The sequence below is a fragment of the Companilactobacillus sp. HBUAS56275 genome (assembly GCF_036913655.1).
GTDB classification, from domain to species: domain Bacteria; phylum Bacillota; class Bacilli; order Lactobacillales; family Lactobacillaceae; genus Companilactobacillus; species Companilactobacillus pullicola.
This window is the reverse complement of sequence record NZ_JAYKKK010000002.1, coordinates 217,286-229,550: the sequence shown is the minus strand read 5'-3', so window position 1 is coordinate 229,550 and position 12,265 is coordinate 217,286. Positions and strand designations below refer to the sequence as shown.

The window sequence follows — 12,265 nt, the reverse complement described above, 5'->3', positions numbered from 1 at the left end:
TGTTATAATTGCTTCGTATTCTAAATCTCAAAGGAGGGGTTTTATGACGAACGATGTTGCTCACTTAATCAAAGTTGCATCCAACGAAATCTCCCGTGATATCAATACTTTTGCGCATAAGTATGATTTGACCGGTACACAAGTTCAAATAATTCATTTTGTAGCTCACTGCAAGACTGACACTTACCAAAAAAATATTGAAGAAGACTTCAATATCCGTCGTCCCACGGCTACTAATATTCTTAAAACTATGGAAAAAGACGAATTAATTTCTCGTGTACCAGTTAAAAACGATTCACGGTTAAAAACCATTGTCCTTTCTGATAAAGCAAAAAAATTATTACCAGTGATTGATGAATTTATTGAAGATAATAATCAGAAAATTTTATCAACCTTAGGAACTTTAGAACGTCGTAGTTTCGTTCATGCACTGAAAAAGATTCCCCAAAAACTAAAAAGTGAGGTTTAAACCAATGACAAAAGTAATTATGGACTGTGACCCCGGAATTGATGATGCCATTGCATTGACAGTTCTACTAGCCCATCCCGAGAAAGCCGATTTAATCGGAGTAACGACTGTTGGTGGCAATGTAAAATTAGACTACGTGACTAAGAACGCCAAGAAATTATTAACTTTCTTAGGGTCACACGCTGAATTGGCTTCCGGACAAGCAACACCTTTAGTTAAAGAAGTTGAAACTGCGGGTGAAATTCACGGTAAGACAGGAATGGACGGTTATGATTTTCCCGAAAACAGCCAAGATTATCCATTAACTAGTCATAACGCCGTTACATACATGTACGACCGTATCTCTAAAAGTGATGAAAAAGTCAACATTGTCGCTACGGCCCCATTGACTAACGTCGCCCTACTATTGAAGACTTTCCCTGACGTCAAAGAGAATATCGAGCATATCTATATTATGGGTGGTTCAACTTTACAAGGTAACATTACTTTAGCTGCTGAATTTAACGCCTATGTTGACCCCGAAGCAATGGATATTGTCTTTAATTCCGGATTACCAATCACACTTTCCGGACTCAATCTGACTGAAAATAAAGCCTATCTAACTATGGATGAGATCAATAAGATTAAAGATTTAGGTCATGTCGGCGTTATGGCAAGTTCGATACTTAATTTCTATACAAAGGCTGAGTTAGAAAAAGGAATGACTAAGATTCCTATTCACGATGCTTGTGCTGTCATGAGTTTGATTGCTCCTGAATTGTTCACTAAGAGTACAAACTATTCAATGGATGTTTCTCTAAGTAACGATCAATACCGTGGAATGACGTATCCAGACCGCAGAACCGATGCTCCACAAAAGAACAGTATTAAAGTTCTCGAGGACGTCGATCGTGAAGCCTTCGTCAAGTTCCTGTTTAATTCAATTCAAAGTTATGAAAAGTAAATCTCCACAAAAATACCCTCGCGATTTTTCGTGAGGGTATTTTTATAATCACTTATTAATTTTTACAGCAAATTCAGGTTCACTGACAGCATATGTCTTCAAATTAAGACCACTGTTCAATCTAACTGTACTGATCCAAACCCATTCGTTGGATGAAATTTGACCCCAGTATGAGCCATATTTATTTACAACTAACTTAGAAATTTTCCATGATGAGTTAACTGGCAAGATTTGTCCATAGGAATTAGTTGATGGATCATAAGTCTTTTGAGCGACTGTTGTAGTACCAATCAAACCATTACCTGGAGTTGGGATTCCAGGATTAGTTGTTGTTGTATTCGTAGTTGTGTTTGTTGTCGTTGAAGTACTTGTTGAACCGTTTGATCTAGTGATTGTTATATCACTGGCAGGAATCCATACATTATTACCAACTTCATAATAAACCATACCGTTAGCATTCATAATACGGCCCAATTTCCATTGACTACCTTTTGGAAGTGAAGAACCAGTACTTGTTCCAGCATCATTAACGATACCTAGATCAGTTGTTGCTGTACCAACTTCACCTGCATCGGGATTAGCTGTTATTGTGACTTGAGTATTACTTGGCTTTGAAGTTGTAGTTGTAGTATTGCCACCGTTAAACGTAAAGCTAGTAGCGGCGACATATTCATTTGTTCCAACTTCATAATAAGAAACACCGTTGATCTTAATAGTCTTGCCGAGCTTCCATTGTGTACCTTGACCTAAAGTCATACTTGTTTCTACTCCATCTGCAGTAACAATATTAACTCTAGAAGTTGTTGTACCAACTTTTCCAGCCGAACTATTATCGTCAGTAGAAGTTGTTGGCGTTTGTGTTTGTCCAGCAACATTAACTAAGGAAGCGTCAATATATTCATTAGTTGCAACTTGATACATCTTTTTACTACCAACCGTAATTAAAGCACCTAATTGCCATTGACTGCCTTGAGGTAAAGTCATACCCATTGGTTTTCCATCAGAACCATAAATTGAAGCCGTTGAATTCAAAGTTCCAATTTTCTTAGCTGCTGTATTAGTAGTTGTAGTCGTTGTATTTGTTTGAGTTTGCTTACCAGCGGCTTGATTACTAGTATCACTAGAAACCATATTAGTTACAGAACTAGCAGCAATCCATTGATCAGTGCCAACTTCATAATAGGCAGTGCCATTGATAGTAGCAATATCACCTAGTTGCCATTGACTACCCTTTGGCAAAACTCGACCAGTGCTTTGACCATTACTATTAACAATCTTTGTATTACCGGCAACTGTGGCAACATTACGGACGTCAGCGTTGTAATTAGTTGCGTAACTATTTAATTTATTACCATTTACAGCGATATCCATTGAGTCAAAAGCGACCCATTCGTTATTACCAACTTGATAATAAGTTTTACCGCGTAATTGTTTTGTTTGACCTAGTTTCCATGAACTAAAGTTAGGCAAAGTTGATTTAGTGATATTTCCGTTATCGTCAACAATTTGTCCACCATCACGTCTAATTGTTCCTACTAATCCAACCAAACCACTAGCTTGAATTGTTTGTTGTGGAATGGCAGAAATTGCGGCTGGTGCCAACATAATTGCTACAGCAGAAGCTGCTAAAATCTTTTTACTATTTTTCATTGTTTTTTACATCCCCAAAGGAAATTACCTAAGTTTCTATTTATTCAACTTTAATTCTAAGAGAAAATATTTTATTAACAATATATTATTCAAAAATAAAACAAATTCTTAATAAAGAGAGGAAGGATAGTGCTTGATTCCCGTCCTCCACAAAAATTGGGAATGCTGTTGGAACGCTATGGGTGCGATTTTGAACTAATTATTTTTCACTTCGTGCAAAATAATGGATTTCAAAAGTCGGCCTTATTGTAATCGGCAAAGCCGATAACAATAATTTCATAGCTGAACGCATTCCCAATTTTTGTTCCAGACTAAACAACACTTCTATTATTTAATTTGAGATAAATTATTTAATTCGATATCCTTTCTATTTTGAATATTGTCTTTAATTAGAATTTCAGACAGCAAAAAAACGGCATCTATTAAACGAGCAGATATATAAAATATATCTGAATCTCTCACTCTTAATAAATGCCGTTTTTTCTTTAAACAAGGTTAGTAGAAGACCGGACTTGGAGATCCATGATTTTTCACGAAGTGGAAAATTATTAGCTTCAAGCCGTGTCCACCACGTTCCAGTGGCCCACAGATTTTCTACTACCGACGAGCATACTTCCACCACATCAGTTGATATTTATCCAAACTATTTACGTAATTTTATTTATGATACGTACGATGATTGATAATCATAAATGAACGATAAATCTGTTCCGTTAAAACCAAACGCATCAACTGATGAGGCAAAGTAAACTTACCGAAACAAACACTATAATCAGCACGTTTCGTTACTTCTGGACTAACTCCTAGTGATCCACCGATTACGAAAGTGATATCACTTGTTCCATATGTGGATAAGTCGTCAATCTTTTTGGCCATTTCCTCTGAGGTTAATTCTTTACCACGTAAATCAAGTAAAATTACATATTCCTTATCCTTGATTTTACTTAATATTCGTTCTCCCTCTATTTGTTTCACCTTTTCATCTTGTGCTTCACTAAGGTTTTCAGGAGCTTTTTCATCCGGACACTCCACTATTTGAAACTTACAGAAAGCGCCTAAACGCTTTGCGTATTCTGCAATTCCTGCTTTAAAATACTTTTCTTTTAATTTACCAACAGTAACCATTTTTATATTCATAATCAAAAAATCTCCTCAATTAAATATCATACGAAACTAATGACCAATTGCCAAATTTTTCTAAATTACGAATTATCATGACAATTTATTTTTGCACCGAAAAATAAAAGTTTGTCCATACTTGTGTAACACTCTTCCTTACTGGTGTAAGGCTTTTTTAGTCAATAGATATTTTGTATAGTTAAAAGTTATTAACAGCTGTGGGTAAAATTGTGGAAAACTTTTCTACAACGATATAACAATTTTTTATCGACTTATTCACAGGTTATCAACACTTGTGGATAACTCTTGTTCATTAGTCATCTCTATTACCGAAGAAAATCTATTATATTGAAAAAAATGTTCAAAAAAAGACGTGAAACTAGCATTCACTTGTTTTCACGTCTTTTCATTCTATTCTGAAGTTTTCTTAGTTAAGTGTACCTTAGCTGTATTCAACTTACCGTTACGGTAGTATTCAACATTTACGGTATCACCAATTGAATGTGAGTATAAGGCTGTATGTAAGTCAGCGACGGATGTTACTGTCTTATCGCCTAACTTCACGATAACATCGTATTTCTTCATACCAGCGGCCTTAGCTACAGAACCACTTGTTGTACTATAAACAACTACACCTTTGGTTACATTGCTTGGTAACTTCAAACTTGATTGTGAATCATCAGTAATCTGATCTAGGTCGAGTACTTTGATACCCAATGAAGGTCTTTCAACTTTACCATTTTCAACTAATTGATTGATGATCTTAACTACTTCGTTACTTGGAATAGCAAAGCCCATACCTTCAACAGATGAACCATCCGTACTTGATGCTAGTTTCATTGAGTTGATACCAATAATTTGTCCAGCGGCGTTAACCAAAGGACCACCTGAGTTACCAGGATTAATTGCAGCATCGGTTTGAAGAACAGTAGCTTCACCGGTTGCTTGTCCGGTATTTTGATCTTGTGTTGTAACAGTTCTGTTTGTAGCAGAAATGATACCTTGTGTAACTGTTGTAGCATATTCGCTACCTAATGGTGAACCAATAGCGATTACTGGATCTCCTGGTGTTACGTTATCTGAGTTACCGAATGAAGCTGTGGCTGGCACTTTGCTTCCAGGTATTTCCAAAACAGCCAAGTCGGTTGTGGAATCAGTACCAACTAATTTAGCGGAAACTTTTGTACCATCTTCAAGAATGATTTCCAAAGAATCTGAGCCAGAAACAACGTGATTATTAGTTACGATATAACCTTTACCATTTTGTTTAGCGTAGATCACACCTGATCCTTCACTGTATTCTTGCAGGTTACTATTGCTAGAAGAACTACTTGAATTAGAATCAGATGAATTGGAATCTGAAGAATTGCTGTCACTAGATTGGGAACTGTCAGAAGAGTTACTGTCGCTACTTCCACTATCACCAAACAAATCTCCAAAAATTGATGACAAGCTGCCATCGCTAGATTGTTGTTCCTTTTGTTTTTGAAGATTAATTACAGAAACAACCGCTCCATTGACTTTTTTGTAAGCACCTGACATTGAACTAGAAGTATTTACTTTAGTATTGCTTACTTGAGTCGTTCCGGCGGTATTACCAACCGCAGCTGAGTTTGAGGAGTTATTACCACCACCAAAGTAAGTGAAACCTGCGAAGGCAATAACAACACCTAAAGCGGCTGAAATAAAAGCTACAATACCTGTCTTAAGTAAAGAATTGCCGCCTGATTCCTTACCATTGGAATTACGCTTTTTTTCTTCTACTCTTGATTCAGACTTGTCCTTTTTTTCATCGTTATTCATGTAATATTCACTCCCCATATTTTTTATCTATAATATAACTTTCAATTATGAAAAAATTATGAACGACATATGATTTATTTATAAAGAACTACAATGCAATCAACGGATCGGCAATCGCTGGGTCAGTATCGTTGATCTGAAAATCATGGCCAACTGCAAAATCGTGGTCCTCTAACACTTGTGTTACCTCTGTTCGGGCAACTTGTTTAGTGTTATTTTCATGACTCAAGTGACCTAGATAAATTTGCTTAGTATTATTACCGATGACATCCATTAAAGTGTGAGCACCGTCTTCGTTAGAAAGATGGCCTTTTTCACTCAAGATACGTTGCTTCAGTGGCCAAGGATAAAAGCCCTCGCGCAACATTTCTACATCATGGTTACATTCCAACAAATAACCATCAGCGTTCTCAATCGTCTTTTGGACACGTTCAGAGACATAACCGGTATCCGTCAAAATAACAAATTCTTTGCCATTATGATAAAACTTATAAAACTGTGGGTCTGCCGCATCATGAGAAACCGCAAAACTCTCAATATCTAAATCATCTAAGAACATAATCTTATTATGTTCAAAGACATTGATTTCATCTTCAGGTACCTTGCCAATTTTTGGCAACATTGCTTGCCACGTTTTTTCATTGGCATAAACATTTAGATTGTATCTTCTCGCCAACACGCCGACACCTTTAATATGGTCGGTATGTTCATGCGTCACAAACAAAGAATCAACTGTATTGATATCTTTGCCGATACTCTCCATTGCCTCTTTAATCTTTTTCCCTGATAACCCGGCATCAACTAAAACATGATGTTTAGGGGTCTCAATATATGTAGCATTACCTGAGCTGCTGCTAGCAAGCACACTAATTTTTAAATCATCTTCATCATCATTGGGCATTGTAACTGCTATCTCCATTTGCTGAATTCTTTATAATATTGCCCGTAAAGGCGTTAACCTTCTTAACGGAACTAACTTTACTATCTTTATTTCTAATCGTTACAAACCAGACTGGAATATAGATCGTACTATTCTTTGCTACCAACAATTTCGTATAGGCTAAATTAGCGTAAGAAATTTTGGAATTATTCGGTATTTCAGAGTTAGCGTAAAGGTTAGTAATGACTTCTTTTTCACTCTTAATCGTCTGACTTTCGTGCAAAATGATCATTGACTTAACATGAGTCTGAGTATAACTAACAACGCGACCACTTTCAATTGTAAAGGTCAGCTCACAGGTTTTATCATAAATTTCACCTAAACTACCTGTACCGACATAAACCATTTGCGACGTGGTCGACAGTTGTGGCGCATACTTATAATCACTGCCGAATAATACATTCGAGTCTTTTTTGATAAATTTATCCATGATCTTTTGTCTGTCAGCGGTTGTCACAGCAATTGTGCTGTTCAAACTACTTGTGATCTTACGATCATTTTCATCATATTGGACTTCTTGATTACGCAATTTGTTAACATTTTGAGCCAAGGAATTATCAGGTTGGGAACCTAAATAATAGGCACTCCCATTCTTAGTATCCAAGGTTCCAAAACTGATATTACGCTTTCGCATTTCTGCAACGGTCGACGTATTGGTGCTAGAACTGCTGACCAATTGTTGACTGTTTCGAAAAGACAAGAATAAAAAGATATCTAATGAGAAAAAAACGATTAAGAAAATTACTTCAATTCTTCTAAAATCCATCTATTTATCCTCCGCCGTATCATTTGCCCAGTCGCTATATGGTTTCCAGTGATTTTGAATCTTAATGTAATAGGTTGGCTTCAAATCGACAACTTTTTCATTATCAGCCTCACTTTCCCATTGATAGCCGACTTCAATATTTTGGACATCATTAGGTGAATATCCGGCTCTCTCCAAGCCTTTGAAAATATCGCTGGTTGACTTCAACTTAGTTGCAGCTTGATCTGATGGGACTGGGACTTCTAGTACTTTATTCAAGAAATGTTCCGTACTACCTTTACGACTAAATTTGATTCTGATTGAACCAAATTCACTCTTCTTAAAGATTGGGAAACCTTCAACATACTCACGGAAGATCAGATTCTTATTACTCCAGTCAGCGCTGTACAAGCGTAAATTGGAAATTGAATTTTGCAGATTAACTACTTTTTGATAACCACGTTGTAGGAAAGCCAACTGCGTCTTTGGAACCGAAGTATCCGTATAATCTTCAAAACTCAATTCTCCTGAATTATGATCAGAAACCAGACGCTTCGACTCACCATAATTATAGGTATAGACGCCATTGTCTTCAGATGTTACCAAGCCATTGGTATTTGAATCGAACAACGCCGTTGTATACTCGCCATCTTCCTTGCTGCTGATGACGTATGAGTACGACTTGAGCTTGATAGGCTCAGTATAGAAAGTGAAAACACCATGCTTCATGATATTCAAGCGAATCTTCAAATTGATATTAGCTTTCTTAACTAACTTAGAAATTGGTGCGGATGTCGCGTTTCTAACCGATGCCTTGTAGACAGCATAATTACTATCATTAGCTAGATAGATGTTGCTATCCTTTTTATCTTTCAAATTAATTAAAATTCGATTGAAAGAATACGATTTGTCATTTCGCAAGCTGTTATTGTTCAATAAATAACCCAAAATACTGCTTGAAACTGAAGTTGGATAAACCAGCTGAATAACATCTTTTGATTGAATGACTTTTTGATAGTAAGCTCCATCTTTCTTAGAAACTAATTTAGGACTATCAATTTTCCAGTCCTGCATAATTTTTTGAATGCTCAAAGCAATACTATCATTACTGTTATAAATTAACTTTTGACTATCATCATCATGCCAAATTACTGATGTGGCACTGATGACCTGATTAATTGGTACTTCATTTTTGTTCGATTGTGTCGATGTAACGTCGATGTTGCGTCCTCGTTGATAACGGGCTGTATTCGTCCATATAAAGAAGGAGAGTACGATACTCGTTATAACGGCGATAACTAATAAGATCTGAATGATCAAGCGACTAAACTTCATCCCATTCTCCTCCTGTCTCGTTAGGGTCAAATGGTAAGGAAATGTAGAATGTAGATCCCTTACCTTCGGCACTATTTACCCAAATTCTACCTTTGTGTTGTTCAACGATTTCTTTGGAGATAGAAAGTCCAAGTCCAGTACCACCCTGTTTTCTAGAACGTGCTTTATCAACACGATAGAAACGTTCGAAGACCTTCTTGATATCCTTTCTAGGAATACCCAATCCTTCATCAGAGATGCTAATAATAATGTGTTTATTAGTTTCCAACAAACGACAAGTGATAACTCCACCATCAGGTGAATATTTAATAGCATTATTCATAATGTTATCGATCACTTGTGTCATCTTATCAGTATCGATTTCTACCCATAGATCTTTGCTAGTAAAAATACGTTTGATGCGATAATTTTTGGCAATCTTAGAACCATTTTCTTTAGCATCGGCCTTCTCTTTTTTCAACATCATATCAAAACGATCCAGAATATAAGAGAAGAATTCGTTAAAGTTAACTAGCTCCTTATCCAATTTCGAACGACCTTGATCCATACGTGACAAGCTCAATAGATCTTTGATCATACGAATCATACGATCAGTTTCTTCAGCTGTAACGCCCAAGAATTGGGGTGCCAACTTCTGATCCTTCCAAGCGCCATTATTTAAAGCATCGATATAACTACTGATACTTGTTAATGGTGTTCTCAACTCATGAGAAACGTTGGAAACGAATTGGCGACGTTCACTATCGATTTTTTGTTGTTCTGTGACATCGTGTAGAACACAAACCATACCACTAATGAACCCACTGTTTCTTTGAATTAACGAGAAATCAGCGTTTAAAATCAGTGAATTATCACCGTTGGCGTCATCGTAATCCTCATTTGAATCATTTGTTTCAATTACCATTGGATCAGGATTCTCCAACAAATCGTCAAAACTCGTCCGATCTTTAATCCCCAATACATCAACTAATGGTTGACCGATAGCTTCGTCTTCATCTCGATCCAAGAATTCCTGAGCCATTTCATTAATAACCGTTATGTTACCGAGACGGTTCGTCGCAATAACACCATCAGACATTTGCGTCAGGACACTATCTAGCCTTCGTCGCTCAGATTCCGAGTTTTCGGTCGCTTCTTCAACTTTAACTGACAAATCATTAACAGCCATAGCCAATTGACCTAACTCATCCGGTGAATAAACACGAACCTGACCAGAATAGTCTCCTTCGGCCATACGGACAGCCTGTTGCTTCATTTCATCAATCGGTCTCGTAATAGCTCGGGAGATGAAAATTGCGATCACCGCACCCAAAAGCCCAGCTACTAGTGAAGCTGTTAGGAAGATCAAGATAATGTTATTAATGCCGGTATAAACTGATTCCATACTGGCACGAACATAAATTGCTCCCACAACTGTACTATTATCTGTAGATGTCACTGGCACGATCGATTCATAAGAACTACCGTTATCTCTTTCGTAGTAAATCTGTGTAATTCGTTTATCAGTTCGAATACTTTGTTTGATATTATCTTTCAAAGTTTGTGTACCGATAATACTATTACTTTCGGAATCCTTGGCCCCAACAATGATTCCACTACGATCGATAACCTGAACATCAGTAATATCCGTGCTGACTCGAGAATAATCCTGAATCGCATTGCTGATATTATCCCGTGTATGGTCATCGTTATCAGTCAAATTTTCTGAAATCTGGTTTAATGTATACGCCGGAATTGAGACGGAAGTTTCAAAGTTTGCAACATTTTGATCTTCCAACTGACGTACAAAATAGGCCCCAATGATTTCAATTGTGACTATCAAAATCAGGATAAAGGATAATCCGATTTTGAAATTAATTGAATGTAAAAAAGCAAATCTATTTTTCAAAATATTTCCACCTAAACAATACAGACTTAGTTTTATTATACAGCTATATTTACAACAAAAAAACTGACGGACATTTCCCATGCCAATCAGTTTTTTTAGTTTTATTTCGATTTTCAATGATGAAATTATTCAATTTCTCTTGAAACTTATGTTTTTAATCCTTGATTGGAAGGATTTACTTACTTTTTTGAAAGTTGTGGTACAAACGGGCTCCGTGAGGGTAACCCATTACGGTTTGCTACAGTATCGGAATCGCACGCCAAGTGCGCGTGCAATTTCGATACTTAGGCAAATCCTCGTGGGCTGGCCACCCTCACTGCGCCCTCTCTATTCTCCATCAGGATCTCTCAAGTAATATCCAACTCCACGTCTGGTCATTAACCATTCTGGTTGACTTGGATTATTTTCGATTTTTTCACGTAAACGTCTTACAGTCACATCAACTGTTCTAACGTCACCAAAGTAATCATAACCCCAGACAGTTTGAAGTAAGTGTTCACGCTTCATAACTTGTCCAATATGTTGAGCTAAATAATGTAATAATTCAAACTCACGGTGTGTTAATTCAATTTCTTTTCCATTTTTAGTTACTGTATATGCATCGGGAAGGATGGTTAAATCGCCGATCTTAATTTCACTACTCTTCTTATCATCACTTTGCATATGGCTTTGCGATCTAAGACGTGCCTTAACACGAGCAACTAATTCTCTATTTGAGAATGGTTTTGTAACATAATCATCAGCCCCAAGTTCTAGGCCGATGACCTTATCAATCTCAGTATCCTTAGCTGTTAACATAATGATTGGAGTATCTTTAGTTTTTCTGATAGTTCTAGCTACTTCGAGACCATCAATAACTGGAAGCATTAAATCTAGCAAAATCAAATCTGGATTATCCTCATCAACTTTATCCAAAGCTTCTTGTCCATCAAAAGCAGTTATGACTTCGTAGCCTTCATTTTCCAAATTATACTTAACAATATCGGAAATTGGTTTTTCATCATCTACTACTAGAATTTTTTTAGCCATTTTATATCTCCTTGACACAATTATTATACTAGTTATTCCCTATTAAAACAAAATACCCATAAATCCACCTTAAATTTTTTAAACTTTTTTGAAAAAAGTACTTGCCATAAATTTGGAGCTTATGGTAAGATATATCTCGTTGGTTGAGAGGGAAACAACTTATCAATCAATTCAAATCCAATGGGTGGTTAGCTCAGCTGGCAGAGCAACGGACTCTTAATCCGTGGGTCTGGGGTTCGATCCCCCAACCACCCATAGCAATTATCGCTTAACCGATTATGATGAAAATCATGATCGGTTTTTTAGTGTCTTTTTTTCTTCACAGCTATTTATGTTAACACTTA

At 36.6% G+C, this 12,265-nt stretch carries 10 protein-coding genes and 1 tRNA gene; 3 read left to right on the top strand and 8 right to left on the bottom strand.

From position 1 onward, the window contains the following. The first annotated feature begins 43 nt into the window (after positions 1–43). A complete protein-coding gene (locus U8526_RS04675) occupies positions 44–469 on the top strand; it encodes a MarR family winged helix-turn-helix transcriptional regulator (RefSeq protein WP_334340804.1) in 426 nt (141 codons plus the stop codon). A gap of 4 nt (positions 470–473) precedes the next feature. Further along, the gene (locus U8526_RS04670) at positions 474–1,412 is read left to right on the top strand and encodes a nucleoside hydrolase (protein ID WP_334340803.1); all 939 of its coding nucleotides are present in this window, start codon (positions 474–476) and stop codon (positions 1,410–1,412) included. Between the two features lie 48 nt (positions 1,413–1,460). Here U8526_RS04670 and U8526_RS04665 read toward each other — a convergent pair whose 3' ends face one another. The 8 genes from U8526_RS04665 to yycF all read right to left on the bottom strand — a co-directional run bounded on the left by U8526_RS04665 (position 1,461) and on the right by yycF (position 11,921). Next, the gene (locus U8526_RS04665) at positions 1,461–3,062 is read right to left on the bottom strand and encodes an SLAP domain-containing protein (protein WP_334340802.1); all 1,602 of its coding nucleotides are present in this window, start codon (positions 3,060–3,062) and stop codon (positions 1,461–1,463) included. A gap of 657 nt (positions 3,063–3,719) precedes the next feature. Beyond that, positions 3,720–4,199 carry a 23S rRNA (pseudouridine(1915)-N(3))-methyltransferase RlmH gene (gene rlmH / locus U8526_RS04660; protein ID WP_025085807.1) on the bottom strand — a complete coding sequence of 160 codons (480 nt, stop codon included), beginning with the start codon at positions 4,197–4,199 and terminating at the stop codon, positions 3,720–3,722. 393 nt (positions 4,200–4,592) lie between these two features. Next, complete coding sequence (locus tag U8526_RS04655) at positions 4,593–5,984, bottom strand: S1C family serine protease (protein ID WP_334340801.1); 1,392 nt, start codon at positions 5,982–5,984, stop codon at positions 4,593–4,595. A gap of 88 nt (positions 5,985–6,072) precedes the next feature. Further along, a complete protein-coding gene (locus U8526_RS04650) occupies positions 6,073–6,903 on the bottom strand; it encodes an MBL fold metallo-hydrolase (RefSeq protein ID WP_334340800.1) in 831 nt (276 codons plus the stop codon). Beyond that, positions 6,875–7,690 (bottom strand): two-component system regulatory protein YycI, encoded by an 816-nt coding sequence (locus U8526_RS04645; RefSeq protein ID WP_334340799.1) that lies wholly within the window; start codon positions 7,688–7,690, stop codon positions 6,875–6,877. The genes U8526_RS04650 and U8526_RS04645 overlap by 29 nt, the downstream gene beginning before the upstream one ends. After that, positions 7,691–9,004 carry a YycH family regulatory protein gene (locus U8526_RS04640; RefSeq protein WP_334340798.1) on the bottom strand — a complete coding sequence of 438 codons (1,314 nt, stop codon included), beginning with the start codon at positions 9,002–9,004 and terminating at the stop codon, positions 7,691–7,693. Continuing rightward, positions 8,994–10,892: a cell wall metabolism sensor histidine kinase WalK gene (gene walK / locus U8526_RS04635; RefSeq protein ID WP_334340797.1), complete on the bottom strand. Its 1,899-nt coding sequence runs from the start codon at positions 10,890–10,892 to the stop codon at positions 8,994–8,996. The genes U8526_RS04640 and walK overlap by 11 nt, the downstream gene beginning before the upstream one ends. A 327-nt stretch (positions 10,893–11,219) precedes the next feature. Next, positions 11,220–11,921: a response regulator YycF gene (gene yycF / locus U8526_RS04630; protein ID WP_334340796.1), complete on the bottom strand. Its 702-nt coding sequence runs from the start codon at positions 11,919–11,921 to the stop codon at positions 11,220–11,222. 182 nt (positions 11,922–12,103) lie between these two features. On the opposite strand from yycF, the gene U8526_RS04625 reads away from it, so the two are divergent. Continuing rightward, positions 12,104–12,176 (top strand) — tRNA-Lys (locus U8526_RS04625). The last annotated feature ends 89 nt before the right edge of the window (positions 12,177–12,265 follow it).

Bases quoted from the DNA above. Each gene is read 5' to 3' on its own strand.
- U8526_RS04675 (WP_334340804.1), top strand. From the start codon at position 44: ATGACGAACGATGTTGCTCACTTAATCAAAGTTGCATCCAACGAAATC.
- U8526_RS04670 (WP_334340803.1), top strand. From the start codon at position 474: ATGACAAAAGTAATTATGGACTGTGACCCCGGAATTGATGATGCCATT.
- U8526_RS04665 (WP_334340802.1), bottom strand. From the start codon at position 3,062: ATGAAAAATAGTAAAAAGATTTTAGCAGCTTCTGCTGTAGCAATTATG.
- rlmH (WP_025085807.1), bottom strand. From the start codon at position 4,199: ATGAATATAAAAATGGTTACTGTTGGTAAATTAAAAGAAAAGTATTTT.
- U8526_RS04655 (WP_334340801.1), bottom strand. From the start codon at position 5,984: ATGAATAACGATGAAAAAAAGGACAAGTCTGAATCAAGAGTAGAAGAA.
- U8526_RS04650 (WP_334340800.1), bottom strand. From the start codon at position 6,903: ATGGAGATAGCAGTTACAATGCCCAATGATGATGAAGATGATTTAAAA.
- U8526_RS04645 (WP_334340799.1), bottom strand. From the start codon at position 7,690: ATGGATTTTAGAAGAATTGAAGTAATTTTCTTAATCGTTTTTTTCTCA.
- U8526_RS04640 (WP_334340798.1), bottom strand. From the start codon at position 9,004: ATGAAGTTTAGTCGCTTGATCATTCAGATCTTATTAGTTATCGCCGTT.
- yycF (WP_334340796.1), bottom strand. From the start codon at position 11,921: ATGGCTAAAAAAATTCTAGTAGTAGATGATGAAAAACCAATTTCCGAT.